Source organism: Nonomuraea sp. NPDC049421, assembly GCF_040677005.1.
GTDB lineage: Bacteria > Actinomycetota > Actinomycetes > Streptosporangiales > Streptosporangiaceae > Nonomuraea > Nonomuraea salmonea.
Genome location: NZ_JBFAQA010000001.1, coordinates 676,918 through 700,838, shown reverse-complemented (window position 1 = coordinate 700,838; position 23,921 = coordinate 676,918). Strand labels below are relative to the sequence as shown.

At 72.1% G+C, this 23,921-nt stretch carries 17 protein-coding genes; 9 read left to right on the top strand and 8 right to left on the bottom strand.

Features of this window, described 5'->3' with window-relative positions; genetic code table 11:
• The first annotated feature begins 6 nt into the window (after window positions 1–6).
• Complete coding sequence (locus tag AB0K18_RS03180) at window positions 7–549, top strand: PadR family transcriptional regulator (RefSeq protein ID WP_364908990.1); 543 nt, start codon at window positions 7–9, stop codon at window positions 547–549.
• A gap of 36 nt (window positions 550–585) precedes the next feature.
• Here the strand turns inward: AB0K18_RS03180 and AB0K18_RS03175 are convergent, their stop codons facing one another.
• Both AB0K18_RS03175 and uvrB read right to left on the bottom strand, forming a co-directional pair.
• Complete coding sequence (locus tag AB0K18_RS03175; protein WP_364908987.1) at window positions 586–1,230, bottom strand: PepSY domain-containing protein; 645 nt, start codon at window positions 1,228–1,230, stop codon at window positions 586–588.
• A 330-nt stretch (window positions 1,231–1,560) separates the two neighbouring features.
• Window positions 1,561–3,669: an excinuclease ABC subunit UvrB gene (gene uvrB, locus AB0K18_RS03170; protein WP_364908984.1), complete on the bottom strand. Its 2,109-nt coding sequence runs from the start codon at window positions 3,667–3,669 to the stop codon at window positions 1,561–1,563.
• A 233-nt stretch (window positions 3,670–3,902) separates the two neighbouring features.
• On the opposite strand from uvrB, the gene AB0K18_RS03165 reads away from it, so the two are divergent.
• The 7 genes from AB0K18_RS03165 to AB0K18_RS03135 all read left to right on the top strand — a co-directional run bounded on the left by AB0K18_RS03165 (window position 3,903) and on the right by AB0K18_RS03135 (window position 10,856).
• Entirely contained in the window at window positions 3,903–5,549 is a 1,647-nt protein-coding gene (locus AB0K18_RS03165) for an SPFH domain-containing protein (RefSeq protein ID WP_364908981.1), read from the top strand.
• Window positions 5,549–6,790, top strand: a complete 1,242-nt coding sequence (locus tag AB0K18_RS03160; RefSeq protein WP_364908978.1) for an SPFH domain-containing protein — start codon at window positions 5,549–5,551, stop codon at window positions 6,788–6,790. Before AB0K18_RS03165 ends, AB0K18_RS03160 begins: the two co-directional genes overlap by 1 nt.
• Before the next feature lie 9 nt (window positions 6,791–6,799).
• Window positions 6,800–7,573, top strand: coding sequence for a sporulation protein (locus AB0K18_RS03155; RefSeq protein WP_364908975.1), 774 nt, complete (start codon window positions 6,800–6,802; stop codon window positions 7,571–7,573).
• 468 nt (window positions 7,574–8,041) lie between these two features.
• Complete coding sequence (locus AB0K18_RS03150) at window positions 8,042–9,079, top strand: hypothetical protein (protein WP_364908972.1); 1,038 nt, start codon at window positions 8,042–8,044, stop codon at window positions 9,077–9,079.
• A complete protein-coding gene (locus AB0K18_RS03145) occupies window positions 9,076–9,693 on the top strand; it encodes a hypothetical protein (protein WP_364908970.1) in 618 nt (205 codons plus the stop codon). Before AB0K18_RS03150 ends, AB0K18_RS03145 begins: the two co-directional genes overlap by 4 nt.
• Before the next feature lie 13 nt (window positions 9,694–9,706).
• The gene (locus tag AB0K18_RS03140; RefSeq protein ID WP_364908967.1) at window positions 9,707–10,507 is read left to right on the top strand and encodes an inositol monophosphatase family protein; all 801 of its coding nucleotides are present in this window, start codon (window positions 9,707–9,709) and stop codon (window positions 10,505–10,507) included.
• A gap of 106 nt (window positions 10,508–10,613) precedes the next feature.
• On the top strand, window positions 10,614–10,856 hold the full coding sequence (locus AB0K18_RS03135) for a hypothetical protein (protein ID WP_364908965.1): 243 nt from the start codon (window positions 10,614–10,616) through the stop codon (window positions 10,854–10,856).
• 4 nt (window positions 10,857–10,860) lie between these two features.
• On the opposite strand, the gene AB0K18_RS03130 is transcribed toward AB0K18_RS03135, so the two are convergent.
• Window positions 10,861–12,033: an SLC13 family permease gene (locus AB0K18_RS03130; protein WP_364908963.1), complete on the bottom strand. Its 1,173-nt coding sequence runs from the start codon at window positions 12,031–12,033 to the stop codon at window positions 10,861–10,863.
• A 57-nt stretch (window positions 12,034–12,090) separates the two neighbouring features.
• On the opposite strand from AB0K18_RS03130, the gene AB0K18_RS03125 reads away from it, so the two are divergent.
• Window positions 12,091–17,658, top strand: coding sequence for a TIR domain-containing protein (locus tag AB0K18_RS03125; protein WP_364908960.1), 5,568 nt, complete (start codon window positions 12,091–12,093; stop codon window positions 17,656–17,658).
• Here the strand turns inward: AB0K18_RS03125 and AB0K18_RS03120 are convergent.
• The 5 genes from AB0K18_RS03120 to AB0K18_RS03100 all read right to left on the bottom strand — a co-directional run bounded on the left by AB0K18_RS03120 (window position 17,655) and on the right by AB0K18_RS03100 (window position 23,671).
• Window positions 17,655–19,061: a glycoside hydrolase family 43 protein gene (locus AB0K18_RS03120; protein WP_364908958.1), complete on the bottom strand. Its 1,407-nt coding sequence runs from the start codon at window positions 19,059–19,061 to the stop codon at window positions 17,655–17,657. The genes AB0K18_RS03125 and AB0K18_RS03120 overlap by 4 nt on opposite strands.
• Before the next feature lie 53 nt (window positions 19,062–19,114).
• Window positions 19,115–19,717 carry a dephospho-CoA kinase gene (gene coaE, locus AB0K18_RS03115; RefSeq protein ID WP_364908955.1) on the bottom strand — a complete coding sequence of 201 codons (603 nt, stop codon included), beginning with the start codon at window positions 19,715–19,717 and terminating at the stop codon, window positions 19,115–19,117.
• Window positions 19,718–19,852: 135 nt separating this feature from the next.
• Window positions 19,853–20,317 (bottom strand): GNAT family N-acetyltransferase, encoded by a 465-nt coding sequence (locus AB0K18_RS03110; protein ID WP_364909191.1) that lies wholly within the window; start codon window positions 20,315–20,317, stop codon window positions 19,853–19,855.
• A 13-nt stretch (window positions 20,318–20,330) separates the two neighbouring features.
• Entirely contained in the window at window positions 20,331–22,424 is a 2,094-nt protein-coding gene (locus tag AB0K18_RS03105) for an alpha/beta hydrolase (RefSeq protein WP_364909188.1), read from the bottom strand.
• A 92-nt stretch (window positions 22,425–22,516) separates the two neighbouring features.
• Window positions 22,517–23,671, bottom strand: coding sequence for an epoxide hydrolase family protein (locus tag AB0K18_RS03100; RefSeq protein WP_364908953.1), 1,155 nt, complete (start codon window positions 23,669–23,671; stop codon window positions 22,517–22,519).
• Window positions 23,672–23,921 lie beyond the last annotated feature (250 nt).

The following is a 23,921-nucleotide window of genomic DNA, read 5'->3' as shown; positions in this document are numbered from 1 at the left end:
GGAAGCATGCTGGAGCTGGCCATCCTGGGTTTTCTCAGGGATCAGCCGTTGCACGGTTACGACCTGCGTACGCGGGTGGCCGCCCTGATGGGCCACGTACGCCCGGTCGCCGACGGCACCCTCTACCCCGCGATCAAACGCCTGGCCACGGCCGGCTGGCTGCTCAGAAAGGACGAGCCAGGCGCCGCCGCAGCCCCCCGCCGCATGCTCTATCTGACCCAGGACGGCCAGGAAGAGCTCGAACGCCGCCTCCGCGACCCGGCCGACCTCGACATCAGCGACGAAAACCGCTGGTTCACGCTCCTGGCCTTCCTCCGCCACCTGACCGACCCGAAGGACCAGGCGAACGTCCTCAGAAGACGTCTGACGTTCCTGGAACAACCGACGAGTTTCTTCTACGACGGCCTCCGCCCGATGGCCGCCGAGGAGTTCCCCGACCCCTTCCGCCAGGGCCTCCTCACCATCGCCCACGCCACCACCCAGGCCGAACTGACCTGGCTCCACACCACCCTCGCCACCTTGAAGCCGAGGGGTGAGGGTGAGAAATGAGGGCGAGGGGTTGGGGGTTTGTTTCGGGGGCCGTGGTCAGGAGGTGGAGCCGCTCTTGCGGGTGACCTCGCCCGTTGCGGCGTCGATGGCGACTTCCTGCTTGGTGCCGTTGGGTGTGATCACGTCGGACTCCCAGACGGTCTTGTCTCGCTCGTCGTCCAGGTTCAGCTCGGTGATGCGCCCCTCGGGGACCGCGGCGACGATCTTGTCGGCGGCCTGGGCGTAGTCGAGTTTGGCCGCGGTCAACCGCTCGCGGTGCTTGGCCTTGTCGTCGGCGTCGTCCTCCTCGGTGGTGGGGCCGTTGACGACCTTGCCGCCCTCGACGTCGAGCTGGTGCTCGGTGCCGTCCTCGCCGGCGACCTGGACCTCCCAGCGGCGGCCGTTCTCCTCGCTCTCCATGGAGATGACCTTGGAGCCGGGCACTGCCGCAATGGCTGCCTGCCCGGCCTGCTTGAGACCTTCCAGGCTGGCCTGGGCGTCGGTCGGCGCGGGACTTCCGGTCCCCTCACCGGTCGGTGTGCCGGTCGGGCTGTCAGCGGGGCTGTCGGTGGGAACGGCGGTGGGCGTGCCGAGGGTCGGCGAGGAACGTACGGTCAGTCGCTCCGCCTCGCTCGTCACGGCGCCGCAGCCTCCCGCGAGCACCGTGGCACCGACCACGGCACCGATGATCGACTTGTTCATACCCTGGACGCTGCCCCCCAGAAGGTAAAGCATTCCCCCAGGTCAGAGCCACCCACAGCCGCTCCCTCACCTCACGCGAGCCTGCACGAACCGCAGTGGGCCGCCGCGCCGGGGTTCGCCTCACGGCCTCCTTCGAGCGGAACGGCCGCGCAGAGACTTCGCCGCACGTGAAACCGCCGCACGGTCGCCCTTCACGCGGGAACCGCCGCAAGGAGACTCCGCCGCACGGGAACGCCGCTGCTTGCGGGCCGCCGCATCCCGGTGGGGTCGCTTCACGCGGTGTGCCTCGCGTGAGGCCGCCCCGTGCGGGGCCGCCTCACGCCTGGGTTCCTATTGCACGCCTGCTTCGCGCATGTCGCGGAGTTCGCGCTTCAGTTCCTTGATCTCGTCGCGGAGGCGGGCGGCCACCTCGAACTGGAGGTCGGCGGCGGCCTGGTGCATCTGCTCGGTCAGCGACTCGATCAGGGATTCCATCTGGGCGCGTGGCATCTCGCCGGCGATCGCCTTGGCGTGCTGGCCGGCCTGGCGGGCGGCGAAGCCGGGGACCGGGGCCTTGCCCCTGGACTGCTGGCGGCCGCCGCCCATGAGCTGCTGGGTGTCGGCGTCTTCGCGCTGCAGCGAGTCGAGGATGTCGGCGATCTTTTTACGCAGCGGCTGCGGGTCGATGCCGTTGGCCTCGTTGTAGGCGATCTGCTTGGCCCGGCGCCGGTTGGTCTCGTCGATGGCCCGCTCCATGGAGGGGGTGACCTTGTCGGCGTACATGTGGACCTGGCCCGACACGTTACGGGCGGCCCGGCCGATGGTCTGGATCAGCGACGTCTCCGAGCGCAGGAAGCCCTCCTTGTCGGCGTCGAGGATGGCCACCAGCGACACCTCGGGCAGGTCGAGGCCCTCACGCAGCAGGTTGATGCCGACCAGCACGTCGAACTCGCCGACGCGCAGCTCGCGCAGCAGCTCGATGCGGCGCAGCGTGTCGACCTCGCTGTGCAGGTAGCGGACCCGGATGCCGAGCTCGAGGAGGTAGTCGGTGAGGTCTTCGGCCATCTTCTTGGTCAGCGTGGTGACCAGCACGCGCTCGTCACGCTCGGCCCGCTCGCGGATCTCGTGGACGAGGTCGTCGATCTGGCCCTTGGTGGGCTTGACGACGATCTCGGGGTCGACCAGGCCGGTCGGGCGGATGACCTGCTCGACCACCTCGCCCTTGACCCGCCCCAGCTCGTAGGGGCCGGGCGTGGCCGACAGGTAGACGGTCTGGCCGATGCGCTCCAGGAACTCCTCCCACTTCAGCGGCCGGTTGTCGAGCGCCGACGGCAGCCGGAACCCGTGGTCGACCAGCGTGCGCTTGCGGGAGGCGTCGCCTTCGTACATGGCGCCGATCTGCGGGACGGTCTGGTGGGACTCGTCGAGGACCAGCAGGAAGTCTTCGGGGAAGTAGTCGAGCAGCGTGTTGGGCGCGCTGCCGGGCTCGCGGCCGTCCATGTGGCGCGAGTAGTTCTCGATGCCGGAGCAGGTGCCGATCTGCCGCATCATCTCGATGTCGTACGTCGTGCGCATCCGCAGCCGCTGCGCCTCCAGCAGCTTGCCCTGCCGCTCGAGCTCGGACAGCCGCTCGGCCAGCTCGGCCTCGATGCCGGCCACGGCCGCGGCCATGCGCTGCTCGCCCGCGACGTAGTGGGAGGCGGGGAAGATGTAGAGCTCTTCGTCCTCGGTGATGACCTCGCCGGTGAGCGGATGCATGGTCGAGAGCTTCTCGATCTCGTCGCCGAACATCTCGATGCGCACGGCCAGCTCTTCGTACTTCGGGATGATCTCGATGGTGTCACCGCGCACCCGGAACGTGCCGCGGGTGAAGGCCAGGTCGTTGCGGGTGTACTGCATGTCGACCAGGCGGCGCAGGAGCTGGTCGCGGTCGATGTCCATGCCGACGCGCAGGCGGGCCATGCGGTCGACGTATTCCTGCGGCGTGCCCAGGCCGTAGATGCACGACACCGACGCGACCACGATGGTGTCGCGGCGGGTGAGCAGCGAGTTGGTGGCCGAGTGGCGCAGCCGCTCGACCTCGTCGTTGATCGACGAGTCCTTCTCGATGTAGGTGTCGCTCTGCGGGACGTACGCCTCAGGCTGGTAGTAGTCGTAGTAGGAGACGAAGTATTCGACCGCGTTGTTGGGCAGCATCTCGCGCAGCTCGTTGGCGAACTGCGCGGCGAGCGTCTTGTTGGGCTGCATGACCAGGGCGGGCCGCTGCAGCCGCTCGATCAGCCACGCGATGCTGGCGGTCTTGCCGGTGCCGGTGGCGCCCAGCAGCACGCTGTCCTTCTCCCCGGCCTTGACGCGGCGCTCCAGCTCGGCGATGGCCGTCGGCTGGTCGCCCGATGGAGTCATCTCGGTGACGACCTCGAAGGGCGCCACCTTCCGCTGCAAATCAGTGACCGGTCGCATGTTGCCACTGTAGGCGGCCCCACCGACAGAAACGGTCAGGGCGGCCGCTCCCCCGGACGGCGGGGCAGGGCATGGCCAAGGAGCCCCGGCGTGGCTGAAAGAACGCCGCCGGTGATCGCCGATCGTCGCACTCCCGCTACAGCCAGCAATACCCATATGGCATCACATTGCAAGCGAACCGTAAGCAGTAGCCGATACGGTCGAATCCGCCTGTAGCGGAAAAGGAAGGTTTCATGTCACGACCCAGAGAGGCACTGATCCAGGCAGGACGGGGCGTAGCCCAGGCGGTGGCCCAAGGGGGTGACGTACGACAGGCCGTCGGCCAGGCCGTCGGGCAGTACACCGGCCAGCCAGGGCCGGGCGGTCAGGGCGGTCAAGGTGGCCAGGGTGGCCAGGGCTTCGCGCTGAACCCGCACGACTTCGCCGCGGCCCGCGACGGCGGCCCCTCACTGGGGACCGTCATCGAAGCCAGGACGGCCTCGCTCAACGAGGCCGGCGAGATCGTCAACCGCAGCTTCACCGAGGACGGGATGCACGTCATCTCCCCGGTGGTGATCCCCAAGGGCAGCACCGCCAAGGTGATCGTGCCGCTGGGAATCCTCGTGCTGCTCGGCCTCATCGGCGCGCTCGGCAACATCGTCCCGAACGCCGACATACTCTTCGGCCCCCACTACTGGGTGGTGCTGGTGCTGGCCGCCGCGTTCCTGTGGTGGCGGCGCAGCGTGGTGATGGTGCCCGAGGGCTGCAAGGCGCTCATCACGCAGTTCGGCAAGCTGGTGCACATCGCCGACCCCGGGCGGGTGACGCTGTTCAACCCGTGGAAGCGGGTCAGCTACATCGTCAACACCACGCGCGAGTACCCGTTCAACGCCCCGATCAGCGAGGCGCCCACCCAGCAGGGCGTCAAGGCGAGCGTGGACCTGTTCCTGCAGTTCAGGATCGAGAACCCGGCGGAGTTCATCTTCGTGCTCGGCTCGGTCAGCGGCTTCCAGTCCAAGCTGCAGAACGCCATCAGTGAGGTCACCCGCTCGCTCATCTACGCCCAGCGGGCCGAGGAGATCTACGATCTCGTCGGCGAGAGCACGCTCGGCATGCTGGAGAGCCTCAACCAGCAGTTCCTGCCCGCCGTACGGCTGACCGACGTCAACATCACGCACGCCGAGCCGTCCAGCCAGGAGTACCGCATGGACCTGGCCGCCCCCGAGATGGTGCGCGTCGCCAAGGAGGCCTACACCTACGAGTACGAGCTCCAGCTGCGCAAGGAGCAGAACGAGGGTGACCTGGTCAAGGAGCTGGCCGGGCTGCAGGAGACGCTGAGCGCCATCCAGGCGGAGATCGCCGGCTACCAGGCCCGTATGGACACCGCGCTCGAACGCGCCACCCACCAGGCGACCGCGCAGGCCAGGCAGCGCCTGGTCGAGGCGGAGTCCACGGCCAACGCCAACGCCGCGCTCCTGGAGGCGCAGGCGCTGGACATCAGGGCGCTGTCGGCGGCCGAGGCGCCGGAGATCCTCGACTACCGCTTCCAGCAGGACCTGCTGGCCAAGCTGGAGTCCGTCGCGACCCGGCTGCCGCAGGTGGTGCAGGTGGGCGAGGACACCGACATCGACTTCCTGGTGCTCGCCCAGCAGCTCGTGGGCGGCAAGGACGCGGCGTTGTTCTCGGCCGAGGACATGGCCGCCATCCGGGGCAGGCTCGACGAGATCGCGGCCCGCGTACGCGACCGCGAGCGGGAGATCACCGGCCTGCTGCAGAAGACCGCGGCCGACGTGGAGGAGCCGCCGCGCACGCCGGAGCCCGACGCCGACCTCGAGAGCACCGTCGAGCGGCTGCTGCCGGGCGGTAAGCACCACGGAGAGCAGCCTGGGAGTGGCATCTGATGAGCAGGGAATTCTCGAAGATCAAGGAGTCGCTGGCCTCCTGGAGTGAGATCCGCCAGCTCCTGCGCGGCGGCGAGCAGGGCCAGCTCGTGCCGGTCGTCATCCCCAAGGACCGGCGCGGCTTCGCGTGGATGACGCTGGTGTTCCTGGCGGTCTACTTCGCCGGCATGGCCGTGATGACCGACTTCACGCTGATCGCGGCGTTCGCGGCGCTGGTGTTCCTGCTGCTGGCGCTGCTCACGATGTGGCGCAAGGCCATCATCGAGATCGAGGAGGGCACCACCGGCGTACGCAGCCGCTGGGGCGCCATCACCAGCACCCTCCCGCCGGGCCGCCACTACCTGTGGCTGCCGTGGGACCGGGTGGACGCCGTGGTGGACACCTCGACGGAGATCCCGTACTCGGCGCCGATCGTGGCCTGCCCCACGGCCGAGAACGTGCCGCTGAAGTCGATCGAGTTCTTCCTGAAGTTCAGGATCGTGGACCCGGTCGCGTTCGTCCGCACGATCGGTGCGGGCAACTTCGACCTCGTGCTGTCCAGCGCCGTGCAGGACGCCATCAGGCAGCGCAGCCGCCGCGTCAACACCGAGCGCGCGTACGACCTGCGCGGCTCCGACGTCGGCGACATGCAGGACGCGCTCAACCGCCAGCTCGGCCGCTACGGCGTGCGCATCACCGGCGCGAACATCCCCGACGTGCAGCTGCCCGACCAGTACCAGCAGCACCTGGCCACCCGCGAGAAGGTCGCCAAGGAGCTGTCGGCCTACGAGCGCGAGTGGGAGCTGACCCGCAAGCGCCGCATCGACACGCTGCTGATGGAGATCGAGCGCTCCAAGAAGACCCGTGACGCCCGCGTGGTCGAGGTCAAGGCCGCCTACAACACCGCGCGCAAGGACGTGGCGCGCATGCTGGAGGAGCAGGAGACCGAGGCGCAGCGCGTGACGTGGGAGATCGAGGCGCGCGGCAGGGCCGAGCTGACCGCCGCCGAGAACGAGGCCAAGGCGCTGCGGCGGCTGGCCGAGTCGTACCGGGACAACCGGGCCGTGCTGCAGTACGAGCTGGCCCGCAGGCGCCTCGACGTGGGCGCCAAGCTCGCGGAGAACGCGCCGCAGCCGCTGGTCGTCAGGACCCAGCAGGGCCAGTCGGACTCCGCGCTCAGCACCCTCCTGCTCGCCCAGCTGCTCCCCCGCATCTCGGGGACGGGGGCGGGAAACGTGAATGGCCACTCACCTTCCGCTTAGGAGAACCCCATGGTGTTCCGCAAACTGATGGCCGCGTTCGGCGCGGGCGTCGAGGTCGACACGGTGCTGACCGACACGAGCGTCAGGCCGGGAGGGCCGCTGCGCGGCGTCGTCCACTTCCGTGGCGGCAACTCCGACTACAAGGTCGAGGGCATCCACATCGACCTGACCGCCGTGGTCGAGGTGGAGTCGGGCGACAACGAGTACAAGACGAGCTACAGCTTCCTGCGCCAGCAGGTGGCCGGGACGTTCCAGCTCGCGGCGGGCGCGCAGCACCAGCAGCCGTTCGAGATCGCGATGCCGTGGGAGACGCCGATCAGCGCGGTCGCCGGGCATCCGCTGCACGGCATGAAGCTGGGCGTGCAGACGGAGCTGGCCCTCGCGGGCGCGCTCGACAAGGGCGACCTCGACCCGCTGTACGTCGGCCCGCTGCCGGCCCAGGACCACGTGCTCGGGGCGCTCGACCGGCTGGGCTTCCAGTTCAAGAAGGCCGACCTGGAGCGCGGCACGCTGTACGGCTCGACGATGCCGTTCTTCCAGGAGATCGAGTATTACGCGGGCGGGCAGTGGCGGCGCCACTTCAACGAGCTGGAGCTGACGTTCATCGCCGGGCCGCGGCAGGTGGACGTCATCCTGGAGGCCGACAAGCGGGGCGGCTTCCTGACCTCCAGCCATGACGCGTACAACCGGTTCACCGTGCGCTACGACGAGCCGCCGCAGGCGGCGGACGCGGCGCTGCAGCGCGGGCTGGAGCAGATGGCCCGCCGCCGCGGCTGGTTCTAAGCGTTCTGGAGCCGGGTCACGGCGAGCAGATGGCCGCTGGCCCCCAGCAGCGACGGCTCGCACTCGATCTGCCGGGCGGCGTCGAGCAACAGCTCACGCCGCCCGTCGTCGTCCAGCCAGTCCTCGACGTCGCCGTAGAGCCAGAACGCGCCCTCCCGCCCGTAACGTCGCCCAGGCGGGCCGTCACGCCGGGCAGCGCCGCGGCCTCGCTCACGTGCAGCGGCACCGGGTCGATCACCTCGACCTCGTATCCCTCCTCGGCCAGCCACCGCCGCGCTCGTAGTACGACATCAGGGCGGGATCCATGATCATGCTTCCGGATCCCACGGGCGCTCCCGCGCGGGAAGCGAGGCATCATCCCCGTGCGGCCAGGGGTTTCCGTCTCCGCGTGACCTGGCAGCCACCAGATGCGGTCGTTACCATGACGACGGGCACTGACTGATCGTCGGCACGGGCGGGGCGGGGCGCATGGGACGGTTGAAGGCGGCGTTGCGACGGACCGCCCCGTGGGCGGCGCGCAACGCCGACGGCGCCATCGCGCTCGCGCTGGCCTTCGTGGTCGGCGTGCTCGGCATCATGCCGCCGGAGATCTTCGGCAGCGAGGGCGACAAGATCCAGACCCAGCTGGTGAACTCGTCGTCCCTGGTCATCATGGCGCTGGTGGCCACCGCGCTGCTGCGCGACCGGGCCCGCCAGGCCCCCGTGGAGCGGACGATCACCTCGGGCGCGCTGGCCGAGCTGCCGATCAGGCTGGCCCGCCTGGAGGAGATCGAGACGCTGGCCCACAGCACCCGCCACGCGCTCGACGCGCTGCAGCTCGTCCGCGTGCTGGGCAGCAGGCAGGAGATCGCCCAGTGCCACGCCGAGGCCAGGCGCGACACCACGCGCTGGCTGTTCAAGGGCGGCACCGGCACCTACCTGCGGGCCGTGACGCTGCCGCAGTGCGTGGCCGCCGCCCGCAGGGACAAGCGCCACCTCACCGTACGCGTCGAGGTCATCGACCCGTCCGATCTCGAGGTGTGCGAGACGTACGCCCACTACCGCCGCTCGCTGTCCGACACGCCCGACGGCACCGGCGAGACGTGGACGACCGACCGGGTCAGGAAGGAGTCGTACGCGACCGTCCTGGCCGCCTTCTGGCACCGGCAGCGCTACGGCCTGCTCGACGTCGGGGTCGGCCTGTCGGCCACGATGACCACGTTCCGCTGGGACCTGTCCTCCAGCCGCCTCATCATGACGGTCGAGGACCCCAACAAGGCCATGACGGCGCTCGCCGACACCTTCTACTACGAGAACTGCGACACCGAGCTGCGGCTGAGCTTCGAGCAGGCGCGGCGGGTGCCGCTGGAGATGTACAGGAAGGTGCCGCTGAGCGACGAGCCCACGACCGAGGAGGTGCAGGAGTTGTTCGAGCGTGTGGGGCTGCCCCTGCCCAAGTCCTACAACGGGCACGACGTCGTCGACATCGCCCGTAAGGCGCTGCGCGCCGTGGATCCGTACGCATGAGCCGCCATCTCGTCCGAAGGGCGGTGGCCGAGGGGCGCGCCAGGTCGTGGGCCCTGGCGGAGCTGGCGCGGCCCGGCCTGACCGCGGTGCGCCACCCGCTCGGGTTCGTCTGCCTGCCGCTGGAGCGCGACGGCGGCGACGGCGTGTGCCTGCACGTGTGGTCGAAGGCGCTGGCCCACGCCGAGACCACGACCTCGCAGATCCACTGTCACAGCTGGGACCTGGAGAGCCATGTGCTCTACGGCCAGGTGCGCAACGTGCACGCGGTCGTCGCCGACGCGGGCGCCGACGCCACCCACCGCGTCTACGAGGTGGTGAGCGGGGCCGACGGCGACCGCATCTCCCCCACCGGCCGCACCGTGCGGCACGCGACGGGGCTGGTGGAGGTCTTCGGGCCGGGCGAGACGTACACGCTGGCCGCCGACCGCTTCCACAGCAGCGTCGTACCGGAGGACGGCGAGGCGGCCACCATCGCGCTCGGCAGAGGCCGGCCGGGTGGCCGCGACCTGTCGCTCGGCCCGCTCGGCGGCGGCGCCCACCACGTGGCCAGGCAGCCGCTCGACGCCGACGAGACGGCGCTGGCCGTCCGGCTGATCACCGCGCATCTCACCTGAGAGGGCAACGCCGATGGACCTGGATCACGCTCGCACGGTCGCCGTCGAAGCCGCCGAGGCCGCGGGGGCGCTGATCAGGGAGGGCACCAGGCGCGCGCTGCGCGTGCACGCCAAGGGCACGGCCGGCGACGTGGTGACCGACCTCGACCTGGCCTCGGAGAAGCTGCTGCTGGAGCGGATCCTGACGGCCTTCCCCTCGCACGCGGTGATCGCCGAGGAGTCGGGGCTGAACGGCTCCGCGGGCGGCGAGTGGACGTGGCTGGTCGATCCGCTCGACGGCACCAACAACGTGGCGATCGGGCTGCCCGCGTACGTGGTGGGCGTGGCGCTGTGCCGGGCCGGGCTGCCGCAGCTCGGCGTGGTGCACGACCCGGTCTCGGGACAGACGTGGTCGGCCGTCAGGGGCGGGGGCGCGCTGGCCTCGTCAGGCGGGCGGCTGTCGGCCCCGTACGCGCCGAGCCCGCACGGCCCGCTGCTGGCCTGGATCCAGGGCTACGGCATCGCCAGGGACGACCCGACCGTGCTCAGGCTGAAGGCGGCGCTCGACCTCCACGCCCGCAGGGTGCTGCAGTTGTGGACGCCGCTGCTGTCGTGGGCGATGCTGGCCCGCGGCGACATCGACGGCATCGTGGGCTACCGCACCGGCGTGGTGGACCTGCCGGCGGGCGCGCTGCTCGCGCAGGAGGCGGGCATCGAGATCAGGGCGCTTGACGGCGGCCCGTACGACGAGTGCGTCAGGGGCGCCTCCGACGTGCGCAGCTACGTGGCGGCGCACCCAAGCGCCCTGCCAGGGCTGCTCGCGCTCCTCCAATGAGGAGAAGTGCGCGTACGCAGTGTGTCGTTCTGCGATGAGTTCCGCCGCCGCGCGCGGTCTACTCAAGTGACGCCGGAACCCGGCGCACCGCGGAGAGGAGCCCGACATGATCACCACCACCGAGCTGGCGCAGGTGCTCTTCGTCACCCCCCTGCAGCCCTCCGACGAGCTGTCGCCCTCCCAGATCCGCTCGGCCGTGGACGAGCGGCTGTGCGCGTGCGGCGGCGACCCGTCGTGGTGCGCCGCGTACGTGGCGCAGGAGGCCGGCGACCACCCCGAGACGTACGCCCCGCGCATGCGGTGGGCGCTGGCCGCGGTCGCCGGCGCCTACGAGCCCGTCGCCGCCTGAGCCCTCACCCGAATGCGGTCAGCGCCCACACCGTCGCCGCCGTGCCCACGACGGCCAGGCCGGCGCCGATGAGCAGGAAGCGCCGCATGGGCACGGCCACGTCGTGGCGGCGGCACGACTCGAACCACAGGAGCGTCGCCAGCGACGCCCACGGCGTGATGACCGGCCCGACGTTGGTGCCGGCCAGCAGCGCCAGCAGGTGGTCCTGCTCGGCGGCCGGGATGACGGTCTCGACCGCCTTGTACGCCGGCAGGTTGTTGATCAGGTTGGACAGCCCGGCCCCGACGGCGGCGGTGCGGTAGGGGTCGCTCTCGGTGCCGATCAGCCAGGTCATCAGCGCCGACAGGCCGTGCCCGCTGAGCGTCGGCACCACCAGGAAGAGCCCGGTCACGAAGATCACGAGCTGCCACGGGACGAGGTGCCAGGTCAGGCGCTCGCGGGCGCGCAGCACGAAGGCGGCCACGACGACGACGGCCGCGGCGCAGGCGGCCACCGCGACGTGCGCGCCGGCCAGCAGCAGCACGATGAACAGCAGGCAGCCGGCCGCGGCCGCCCCGAACAGCACCCGGTCGCCGACGGGCTCCAGCACCGGTGGGGTGTAGCGCAGGTCGCGGCGCTCGCCGCGGCGCCAGAAGAACACCCACAGGAACACCATCGTCACCGCGATCGCGGCGATCTGCGGAGCCCACATGCGGGCCGCGAACTCCTGGGTGTCGAGGCCGATCTTGCGCATGCCGAGCAGGTTGGTGAGGTTGGAGACCGGCAGCAGCAGGCTGGCGGTGTTGGCCAGCCAGATCGTGGTCATCGCCAGGGGCAGCGCGGCGATGCGGGCGCGGGGGGCGAGGGCGAGCATGACGGGGGTGAGCAGAACGGCCGTCGTGTCGAGGTTGAGGAAGATCGTGACAAAGGACGCGAAGGCCGTGCAGAGGAAGAAGAGCGCGGCGTAGTTGCCGCGGCCCAGCACCGCCATCCGCGCCGCGATCGCGTCGAAGACCTGCGCCTCCTTGGTCAGCTCGGCAACCACGATGATCGCCACCAGGAAGATGAGCAGCGGGCCGATCTCGCTCAAGCTCTCGACGGCCGCGTGCCAGGGCAGCAGCCCGGTGGCCACGAAGACCAGCCCCAGGACCAGGAGCCCGATCCTGATCCAGTCGAGTACGCCAAGACGCCGCAACACCCGATGATGATCGCACACGGACTGCAAATCGCCGATGCCACAGGGGATACTGAGGAAATGGCACGTGACGGCAGGCCGACCGACATCTTCGTCAGCTACTCCCCCGCCGACACGGCCTGGGCGACCTGGATCGCCTGGGAGCTGGAGGCGGCGGGCTACAAGACCATGATCCAGGCGTGGGACTTCGTGCCGGGCACCAACTTCATCGACTTCATGGACCGCGGCGTCAGCGAGGCGCGGCTCGTCGTCGCCGTGCTCTCGCGCAACTACCTCGGCTCCCGCTACGGGCGCATGGAGTGGCAGGCCGCGCTGCGCGCCGACCCCGACAACCCGTCCAACAAGCTCGTCACCATCCGCCTGGAGGACGTGCCGCTCGAAGGGCTGCTGTCCACGATCACCTGGGTCGACCTGCTCGGCGTCACCGACCCTGGCCAGGCCAGGGCGCTGCTGCTCGGCCGGGTCAGAGAGGCGCTGGCCGGCCGCGCCAAGCCCGAGGCCGCGCCCGCCTTCCCCGACGGCACCAGCAGGCCGGTCCCCGTGCCGACGCTGCCGGCGCCCGCCGAGCGGCCGAGGGCCAGGCGCACGCCGGTCACCGCGCCCACGTTCCCGCCGTCCGCCGCGGGCGGGCGGGGGCGCGAGACGATCAGCGTGCTGCACATCGGCGGGCCCCGCTTCGGGCGGGGGCTGCCCGAGCCGGGCGACCCGTTCACGCCCGAGGACATGCAGGCCCGCATCTGGGCCGACCTGACCGCCATGCACGACCGCGGCATGCCACGCCCCGACCTCATGGTCGTCGCGGGCGACCTCACCGAGTCGGGCACGCTCGGCCAGTTCGGCCAGGCCACCAGGTTCGTCACCGACCTGCGGCTGCTGCTCGGCCTCGAGCCGCACCGGCTGATCCTGCTGCCCGGCCCGCGCGACGTCACCAAGGCCGCCGCCAGCGCCTACTTCATGACCTGCGAGGCCGACGACGTCAGCCCGCAGCCTCCTTACTGGCCCAAGTGGCGCCACTTCGCCACCCTGTTCGGCGAGGTCTACCAGGGGCTCGACGACCGGGTGTTCGACGGCGGGCAGCCGTGGAGCCTGTTCGAGGTGCCCGACCTGCACGTGGTCGTGGCCGGGCTCAACTCGACGATGGCGATGAGTCACCTGGAGCGCGACGCGTACGCGCTGATCGGGGAGGCGCAGGCGGCCTGGTTCGCCGAGCGGCTGCGGCCGTACGAGGAGCGCGGGTGGCTGCGGCTCGGCGCGCTCGGCCACCCGCCGGCCGAGCTGCGCGACGCCGCCACGTACGAACGGCTGCTCGGCCGCCGGCTCAACCTGCTCTTCCACGGCGGCGCCGGCACCGCGGCCGAGGGCCGGGTGGCCGCGCCGCGCGCCGGCCGGCACCAGGTGATCGAGATCGGCCCCGACGGGCTGCGCACCTGGCTGCCCGACGAGGGCACCCCCGAGCGGCTCAGGGCCAGGTGGCGGGCCGCGCAGACCACGTTCACCGGGCAGACGCCGCCCGCGCCGCCGCCCGCGCCCGAGCCGGAGCAGCGCGCGCCCAGCCCCGTCGAGCTGCTGCTCGACCGCATCGCCGAGGTGTGCGAGGCCCGCCACGAGCGGGCCAGGATCCGCAGGTTCGACGCCCACCTCGTGGTCACCCACCCCGAGGACGGGTTCGTCCGGCAGACCATGATCGGCGCGTACGTCGGCGAGCCCACCGTGGAGAGCGCCGACGGCTTCGTCCGCACCGCCCACGCCGCCGGGCTCGCGGCCGAGCTGGTCTACCAGGGCCCGCCCGCGCCGCGCGCGGTCCGCGACGAGCTGATGCGCAAGGGGGTGCGGCTGCGCAGCTTCACCGAGTTCCAGGGCCTGCTCGACCTCAGCGGCTACGTCACCGAGCAGACCGCGCGGGTCGCCACCGACCGCCGCTACCCGCCCGGCCTGTACGTCCCCCAGCGCTACCGCGAGCTCGACCGCCCCGGCAGCGCCGTCAAGGCCGGGCTGACCGACGAGATGATGCGGCTGCTGTCGGCCGACCACGGCCGCTTCCTGCTGCTGCTCGGCGACTTCGGCCACGGCAAGACGTTCGCGCTGCGCGAGCTGGCCCGCCGCATCCCGGCCGAGCTGCCCCACCTGACGCCGATCCTCATCGAGCTGCGCTCGCTCGACAAGGCGCACTCGGTCGACGCGCTGGTGGCGGCGCACCTGGCGAGCCACGGCGAGGAGGTCATCGACCTCAAGGCGTTCCGCTACCTGCTCAGGCAGGGACGCATCGTGCTGCTGTTCGACGGGTTCGACGAGCTGGTGACCCGGCTGACCTACGACCGGGCGGCCGACCACCTGGCCACACTGCTGTCGGCGGCCGAGGACAAGGCGAAGATCGTGGTGGCCAGCCGCACCCAGCACTTCAAGTCGCACAGCCAGGTGCTGACCTCGCTGGGCGAGATGGTGGGCGTGCTGCCGCAGCGGCGGGTGCTCGGCGTGGAGAACTTCGCGCCCGACCAGATCAGCTCCTACCTCGCCAACAGGTTCGGCGACGACGCCGAGGCCGGCGCCCGCATGGCGCTGATGCGGGAGATGGAGGACCTGCTCGCGTTGGCCCAGAACCCGCGCATGCTGAGCTTCATCGCCGACCTCGACGCCGACCGCCTGCGTACGGTCGCCGAGGCCCGCCACACGATCAGCCCCGCCCTGCTGTACGAGGAGATCCTCACCTCCTGGCTGGCCTTCGAGGAACGGCGGGCCAAGGTGCCCGGCTCGACCGGCGGGTTCAGCGTCGAGGAGCTGTGGCGGGCGGTGACCGCGCTGGCGGTGCGCCTGTGGGAGTCGGGCGACGCGCTGCTCGGCATGGACGAGCTGACCGAGATCGGTGAGACGCTGACCGACCTGGCCGACGGGCAGCTGTCGGCCGCGCACGCCGCGTTCCGCATGGGGTCGGGCAGCCTACTGGTGCGTACGGAAGACGGCATGTTCGGGTTCATCCACATCTCGGTGATGGAGTGGCTGATCGCCCGCCGCATCGCCGCCACCATGGAGGACCCGGTCCTGCTGTCGCGCCGGCCGCTGTCGGCGCTGACCGTCGAGTTCCTGTGCGACCTCTCCGACGTACGCGCGCTGCGCGCCTGGGTGAACCACCCGCCGGCCGACGACGTCTCCCGCGCCAACGCCGTCAAGATCTCCGCCCGGCTGCGCACGCCCGCCCGAGCCGACCTGCGCGGCGCCAACCTCAAGGGCGAGGACCTGTCGGCCAGGGACCTGCGCGAGGTCGACCTGACCGGCGCCGACCTGTCCGAGGCGACGCTGGTCGGCACCAACCTGTCCAGGGCCGTGCTCAAGGACGCCCGCCTGACCGGCGCCAGGCTCGACGCCGCCCAGCTCACCGGGGCCGACCTGCGCGGCGCCGACCTGTCGGGGGCGCGGCTGGCGCAGGTGGACCTGAGCGACGCGGCCGTCGAGGGCGCCCGCTGGCACCGCGCCACGCTGATCGACGTCACCGGCACGGTGCCGCACCTGCCGGGCGCGGCCGTGGTGCCGGGACAGCCGGTCGAGGTGGAGTTCGCGCCCGCCGGCATCGGCGTCCCGTACGGCTACCACTTCCAGACCAGCCGCCTGCCCGAGCCGATCGCCTACAGCCCCGACGGCGCCACCATCGCGGTCGGCAACGAGGACGGCGGCGTGCTGCTGTGCGTGGGCGGCGCGCCCGTGCGCACGCTGCAGGGGCACCGGGGCCGCGTCTACGCGGTGGCGTTCGCCGGCGAGCTGTTGGCCACCGGCGCAAGCGACGGCGTCGTGCTGCTGTGGGACGCGCTGACCGGCGAGCCGCTGCGCCGCCTGGAGGGCCATCCCGACGGCGTCTGGCCGCTGCGGCTCAGCGCGTCGGGCGACCTGGTGGCGGCGGGCGGCGGCGACGGCGTCGTCCGCGTGTGGGAGAGCGCCACCGGCCGTCTCGTGCACGAGCTGGCCGGGCACCGGGCGCCCGTCTACACCGCCTCGTTCGGCCGCTCCGCCCTCGTCACCGGCGACGCGGCCGGCACCGTCCGCGTGTGGGACCTCGGCTCGGGGCAGATGAAGGAGACGCTCGGCGAGCACCGCGGCAGCGTCTTCCGCGCCGTGCACAGCCCCGACGGCCGGCTGCTGGCCACCGGCGACGAGGCGGGCACCGTACGCCTGTGGGACACCGCGACCTGGACCCGCCTGCACGAGCTGACCGGCCACACCGGCAGCATCTACTCGCTGGCGTTCGCGCCCGACGGCTCGCTGCTGGCCAGCGGCGACACCGCCGGCGCGGTACGTCTGTGGTCGCCGTCGGGCGAGGAGCGCGGCGTGCACACCACCCACGCGACCAGCGTCTACCAGGTCGCCTTCAGCCCCGGCGGGCAGATCCTGGCCAGCGGCGACGCCAACGGCGTCGTACGCCTGCAGCGGCTCGGCGACGGCAACAGGGTCGAGCTGACCGGGCACCGCAGCTCGGTGTGGCCGTTCGTGTTCAGCCCCGACGGCCAGGAGCTCGCCACCAGCAGCAACGACGGCACCGTACGCCTGTGGGACCCGCACAGCGGCCAGTGCCGGCGGGCGCTGCGCGGCCACGGCCGCCGCATCTCATCGGTCGCCTTCAGCGCCGACGGCTCGCTGCTGGCCACCAGCGGCAACGACGGCACCGTACGCCTGTGGGAGCCCCGCACCGGCCGCCGGCTGCGCGAGTTCACCGGCCACAACGACCGGCTCATCTCGGCCTCTTTCTCCCCCGCTGGGCCGGTGCTGGCCACCGCGAGCAATGACGGCGGCGTGCACTTCTGGAACGCTTCGACCGGCGACTACGAGCGCGAGCTCAACGCCGAGACCGAGCACGTGTGGGCCGAGGCGTTCAGCCCCGACGGCGACCTGCTGGCCACGGCCAACGACGACGACACCGTCCGCCTGTGGTACCGGCCGACCGGGCGGCTGGCGGGCAACCTGACCGAGCATCGCGGGCGGGTGCGCTCGATCGCGTTCAGCCCCGACGGCGACCACGTGGCCACCGGCTGCGACGACACGCTCGTCAGGGTCTGGCACCTGCCCAGCGGCCGCCGGGTGGCCGTCCTGGAGGGGCACAGCGACCGGGTCTACTCCGTCTCCTACTCCCCCGACGGCCGCTTCCTGGTCAGCGCCGGCAACGACGGCCGCGCCCTGGTGTGGGAGCTGCTCCCCGGCCACGCGCCGCGCCTGGTGCACACGATGCGGCACGAGGGGCGGCTGTGGAGCGCGGCGTTCGGCGCGGCGGGCTCGCTGCTGGCCACCGGTGGCGACGACACGCTCGTCCGCGTCTACGACGCCGCCACCGGCGACCTGCGCCACACCCTGTCAGGACACAACCGCCGCGTCTGGTCGGTCGCCTTCAGCCCGGCGCCCGGCTCCGAACTGCTGGCCAGCGCGGGCGACGACGGCGTGGTGATCCTGTGGGAGGGCGGCGCGCGGCGGGCGACCCTGCTGGGGCTGCCCGAGGGGTGGGCGGCCCTGGCGCCCGACGGCCGCTACAAGCTGCAGGGCGATCCCGGCGGGCAGTTCTGGCACGTGGTCGGAATGTCGCGGTTCGAGCTGGGCGAGCTGGACGCGTACCTGCCGGGGGTGCGGCAGGTGCCGCTCGACGCGCCCTTCTAGAACACCTCGATGCGGTCCATGCTGATCACCGTGCTGCCCGAGGCCGGGTTGCGCTCGCCGGTCACCCGCACCCGCAGCGTGTGCGTCCCGGCGGGCAGCACCGGGCTCAGGTAGTTGAGCTGCTCGCCCACCCTGATCCCGCTGTAGTAGTCGACCCGCTGCTCGGGGCCGCCGTCGATGGAGATGGCCGCGATGCCGTTGCCGCGGTCGCGCACGCTCAGCAGGGCCACCCTGGTGCCGGTGAACGTCACCGTCGCCGTCGCGCCCGCCTGCCCGCTCCAGTGATCATTGCCCCAGAAGCACTGGTTGCCGCAGCCGGAGCCGGACTGCCAGGAGCTGGCGTACGTGACCTGCGGATCGAAGTCGTTGATCACCGACGTCTCCGCGCCCGGATCGCCGGACGGGAGCCGCTGCGTGGCCCCAGCCGCCAGGGGGCGGCCGAAGTCGGGGGTGCCGTCGGCGTTCCAGGTGAACCGCTGCACCCTCGTCGTGCGGAAGTCGTAGGTGTAGGTGGTGGTGTTCTTGGCGTGGTAGGCGATCCAGTCCTCGGTGCCGTCGGGCGAGCGGAAGAACGAGTGGTGCCCAGGCCCCCACACGCCCGTCGCGTCGTTCCTGGCGAACACCGGGCCCGGGTGCTGCCGCCAGTTCGCCGCCACCATGGGGTCGGCGCCGTCGGCGATGCACTTCATCCACAGCTGGTAGTCCGGCTTGCCGGTGTCGCACGTGGAGTAGGTCAGGAACGTGCGGCCGTCGCGGTGGAGCGGCGTCGGCCCCTCGCGCACCTCCGTGCAGCCACCGTCCGCCGGGATCGCGACCCGGCCGCCGGTGACCGTCCACGGGTTGCTCATGCGGGCGATGTAGAGCTGCGCGGGGCCGCCCATGCCGCGCCCCGGGCCCGCCCAGACGAAGTACTGCCGCCCGTCGTGGGTGATCGGCTCGCCGTCGATGGCGTACTCGCCGAAGTCGGCGATCTTCGCCTTGAACGTGTACGGGCCCATGGGGTCGTCGCCGGCCGACTCCAGGACGTACATGCGGTGGTTGGCGTTCACGCCGTCCGAGGCGGTGTAGTAGACGTACCAGCGGGATCCGACGTGCCGGAAGGCCGGCGCCCACATCTGCCTGTCACGGCTCCCGTCCTGGTCCCGCCACACGACCTGCTCGGGCGCGGCCGCCAGTGTGGCGAGGCTCCGCGACCGCCAGATGCCGATCCTGTCGCCCCTGGTCGTGGCCACGTAGTAGAAGCCGTCGTGGTGGATGAGGCTGGGGTCGGCGGACGGATTGACCGGGTTACGGAACGAGTCCGCCGCCGCGGCGGCCGGGGCCCCCGGGATGAGCACGCTCAGGGCGGTGACGAGTGCCGCCAGGGTGGCTCGGGCGGCCTGCCAGGGGGACGTGCGCGGCATCGGCGATCCTTCCACGACGATCTTTCCGATCGTCAAGGAAGGATGTCATGTCGTCAACCCACGGCGGCGCGGCGCAGGAGGTCGTCCCAGACCTCGGCGACGCGGGCGTCGAGCTCCTCGAGTGAGCCGTCGTTGGGGATCACGATGTCGGCGGCGGCCAGTCGTTCGTCCCTGCTCGCCTGGGCGGCGATGCGGGCCCTGGCGTCGGCCTCCGCCATGCCGCGGTGTTCGGCCAGGCGGCGGATGCGCAGCTCGTCGGGGGCGTCGACGACGATCACCACGTCGTACATGGGGGCCAGGTTGTTCTCCACCAGCAGCGGCACGTCGTACACCATGATCGCGTCGGCGCCGGCGCCCCGCTGCAGCTCCGCGACCCGCTCCCCCACCAGCGGGTGCACGATCGCGTTGAGCGCGGCCAGCTTCTCGGAGTCGGTGAAGACGATGGAGCCGAGCTTCTCCCTGTCGAGCGAGCCGTCGGGACGCAGCACCCCGCCGCCGAACGTCTCCGCCACCCGCGCCAGCCCCGGCGTGCCCGGCTCGACCACCTCACGGGCGATCAGGTCGGCGTCGATCACCATCGCGCCCCTGGCCGAAAGCCGCTTTGACACCTCGCTCTTCCCGGAGCCGATGCCGCCGGTGAGCCCGATCTTCAACACGTGGAAAAGCCTATCGCCCGGATCTCACGCGGCCAGATCCGGGCGTCACGCGCAGCTTCACTCCCCGCCCGCCGACTCCGGCGTCACGCGCAGCTCACTTCCCGTCCGCCGACTCCGGCGTCACGGCGCAGCTCGCTACCCGTCCGCCGGCTCCGGTGTCATGCGGAGGTGGATGAGGGTCAGGTGGTCGTCCATGCGCTCGCGGTGGGTCTCGCGGTAGCCGAGCCGGCGGTAGAGCCGCAGGTTCCCCTCGGACAGGTGGCCGGTGAACAGGTCGAACGCCTTCGCCTCCGGCACCTGCTCGTGCAGGGCGCGCAGCAGAGCCGTGCCGATGCCCCTGCCCTGCAGGTCAGGGGCCACGACGAGGCGGCCGACCAGGCAGGTGGCGCCGGAGAGCCGCCCGCGTACGGCGCCGACGATGCGCCCCGACTCGACCGCCTTGAGCACGACCGCGCCCTCGATGACCTTGCGCATCTGCTCCAGCGACTCGACCAGCGGCGGGATGTAGGGGTCGCCGTAGAGCTGCGCCTCGCTGAGGTAGGCCGCCCGCTGCAGGGTCAGGACCTCGCCCGCGTCATCGGGCACCGCCCGCTCGATCACCACCCGCCGCAGCCTACTCCCCGCGCCCGGCCCCCGCCGTCAGCTCGCCGGGACACGACGTGCGAGCCTTGGGCGGCTTTCCGCGTACGAGGAAGTCGTGCACCCGGGCCCGCAGGCAAGCGGCCCGCAGTTTCCCGGCCCCCTGCAGCAGATAGGCGTCATGCCCGTCCCCATGCCACAACACCACCGCACCGGGAATCCCCCGCCCCAGCCGCGCCGCCGGGGCAGGCGGACTGACCACATCCAGCCGCCCCACTCCGACCAGCACCGACGCCCGGTCACCGTCGTCACTCGGCGCCACGGAGCTTGCCGGGCCCGGCTCCGGGCGGCCGTTTCCGTCGTCACGAGGCACCGCAGGACCGGTGGCGCCGGTCTCCTGGCCGCCGCCGACCCTGGGCCCGAGGTCGCTGCCGGTCCGCGCCGGCCGGTCACCGGCGTCTCCCGAGGAGGGCCGGCCCTCGCCTCCGGCCGGCGCGGACGTCTCGGCGCCGGCCAGGCGGGACCGGTCGAGCCGCGGGGTGTGGGGCGGCCAGCTCGGACGGGCGCGCAGCCCCAGGCACTTGCCGACCTCGTAGCGGCCGGTCAGCCAGCCCACCCGGGGCGCCACCTCACGCAGCCTGGCCTCCATGCGCAGGAAGGTCCGGTAGCCGGGCACCGCGGGCATGAAGTCGTGGCAGTGCATCGCGCGGGAGACCGTGGCGGGCGCGTCGGCCCGCCGTACGCCGGCGAGCGCCAGCAGCGCCCGCGTGTCACCCTCCTCGGCGGCGGCCAGCGCCCTGGCCAGTTCGGGCCACCGCTTCGGGTCGAGCCCGGCGAGCACGGCCGCGACGACGCGCCGCTCGTCCACCGCCCGCCGGCCGGGAACGGCCCCTGACCCTGACCCTGACCCTGACCCTGCCCCTGACCCTGCCCCTGCCCCTGCCCCTGCCTTTGGCGATCGCCCGCCCGCCGAACCGCCGGCGACGACCGACGGTCCTCCGCCGAGCAGCTCGCCGAGCCCAGGGCCCGCCTTGAGTGGTGTCTCGCCGAGCAGAGCGTCCAGCCCGGACCCGTCGGGCGTGCCGGCCGTCAGGTCACGAGGGCGGGAAGGCGGGCCCGGGTTGGCGGGCAGGAGCAGTTCGGCGGGCGAAGCCGTGCGCTGGGTGCCGCCACCCGGATCCGCGGCGCCGGCCCCGTTCGCGAGGAGGTCGTCCAGGACCTCGACGGCGTCGCCGTCCAGGGGGCAGGCCAGGTGGTTGACGCACCAGTCGCGGAAGTAGCGCAACTGGCGCTCGGCCGCCCTCGCGTGGGCGATGAGGCGGCGGCCCAGGCCGGGCCGGAAGTGGTCGGGGACGCCCTCCAGGTAGATCCGCCCGGCCCGGCCGGGGAACAGCTCGAGGTACGCCTGCCCGTACACCGCCCCGTAGCCGTTGCCGAAGTAGCGCAGCCGGCGCCGGCCGAGTGCGTCGCGCAGGGCGTCGAGGTCGTGTGCCACCTGCCAGGCCGTCAGGCCGTCGTAGGCGGGCCCGGCCGCGATCCGGCAGCTTCTGTCGTAGGCGGCGTTGTGACGGGCGTAGGAGCGCCATGCGGCCTCTCCAGAGGCGATCTGGAGCCGCCGGGGGTCGGGCGGCGGCACCGAGCAGCGCACCATGGCCGCGCTCCCCCTGTCACCGATCCCGCGCGGCTCCACCAGCACCACGTCGAACCACCGGGCCAGCTCGCTCACGGTGTCGGGCCTGGCGCGCACGTCCTGGACGGTGGAGCCCGCCCCGGTGTTGACGACCAGCGGGCCGAGGCTGCGTGCGGGGTCGCGGGCGGGCAGCCAGGCGAGGTCGATCTCCGTACGCGTCCCGGACGGCCGCTTCCAGTCGACCGGCACGGACAGCTTCCCGCACCTCAGCCCGTCGCCGCACTCCCGCCACCGCACCCGCCCGAGCACCGGCCCGTCCGGCTCGCCGGACCGGTCCGCCCAGAAGCCGCCGCCCCGCTCGTCCGCCGGATCCAGCGCGCCGGCCGTGGCGGGAACGGCCGCCACGGACGCGGACGGTACGCCGGTGACGAGGACGGCGCTGGTGAGGACGGCGGCGGTCGTGAGGCCCGCCGCCGCCCTGATGACCGGCTGAACCATGCCCACGCAGATCGCTCCCGAGAGTCGCAGCCACCAAGCGCCGCCCAGTCTCCCAGTACGCACCAGCGCAGGTCACAGGCTTGCAAAGACCCTCAGGTAAAATCTCCGTCCCGCCGCTGCAGGATCCGGAGAAACTCCCTTATACCGTCCACGAGCGAGGCGGGCGCCGCCATGGCGACCATGTGGCTGGGGCTCTCACCGCGTCCCCAGTAGACGATGTCGTTGCCGCGCTCGGCGATCCGCCGCAGCACCTCGGGCCCGCCGTGGGTGACCCCGGTGGGCACCGCCTTCTGGTCGACGGGCAGCCCGGCCGCCCCCTCGTAGTACGGCCAGGAGGACGACCCGCCGGTGCCGGTCAGCCAGTACAGGCTGGCGTTGGTGAGCAGCAGGTCCCTGTCGATGGGCTCGGCCCTCGGCTCCCACCCGTCGAACTCCCTGAACCGCTCCACCAGGTACGCGAGCTGCGCCACCGGCGAGTCCACGAACCCGTACGCCAGGGTCTGCGGCCGGGCGGCCAGGTAGGGCCCGTAGCCGCTGCCGCCCGCCATGCGCCGCCCCATCTCCTCCAGCAGGGCAAGCGCCTCAGGGTCGGCCTCGTCCAGCTCGCCGGGCTCGCCCGTGGGGACGCCGAGCCCGGCCGTGATCACCGCGCCCGTCACGTGCTCGCTGTCGAGGGCGGCGAGGCGCGGCGTGACGAGCGCTCCCGCGTCGTTGCCGTGCGCGACGTACCGGTCGTAGCCGAGCCGCCGCATCAGCTCTGCCCACGTGCGCGCCACCCGGTCGATGCTCCACGGCCGCGGGTCGGCGGGCTCGGGGAACGGCGAGAACGCGAACCCGGGCAGCGACGGGGCCACGACGTGGAAGGCGGCCGAGGGGTCGAGCCCGTGGGCGCGCGGGTCGGTGAGCGGGCCGATGACGTCGAGGAACTCGGCGACGGAGTTAGGCCAGCTGTGCGTCATGATCAGCGGCACGGCGCCGGGCTCCGGCGAGCGCACGTGCAGGAAATGCACCCGCTGCCGGTCGATGACGGTGGTGTACTGCGCGAACGCGTTCAGCCTGGCCTCCTGCGCCCGCCAGTCGAACCCGCCGCCCCAGTACGCGGCCAGCTCCCGCAGGTGGTCCACGGGGACGCCCCGGTCCCACCCGCCCGGCAGCGCCCCCGCCCACCGGGTCCTGCGCACCCGCTCGCGCAGCTCGTCCAGGTCGGCCTGCGGGATATCGATACGAAAAGCGGTGATCTCTTCCATGCCCGGCACGCTAACGACGAACGCGGCAAGGACCGTTCCGCATTAGCGCAGCCACGAAATCAGCCCCCGCGAGGACACCGCACGACGAGCCGCGACCGAGGCCAGGACCGGCGAAAGAGACCACCCGACCGGCCGCCGCCGAAGCCGGCGCACACCAAGCGCCCCCGGCGACCGGCTGCGAGCGGGGGCGCCGCCCGACGGACGCCGGGAAGGGCCGGGGCATGCGGAAGGCCCCGCACGGAGAACCGTG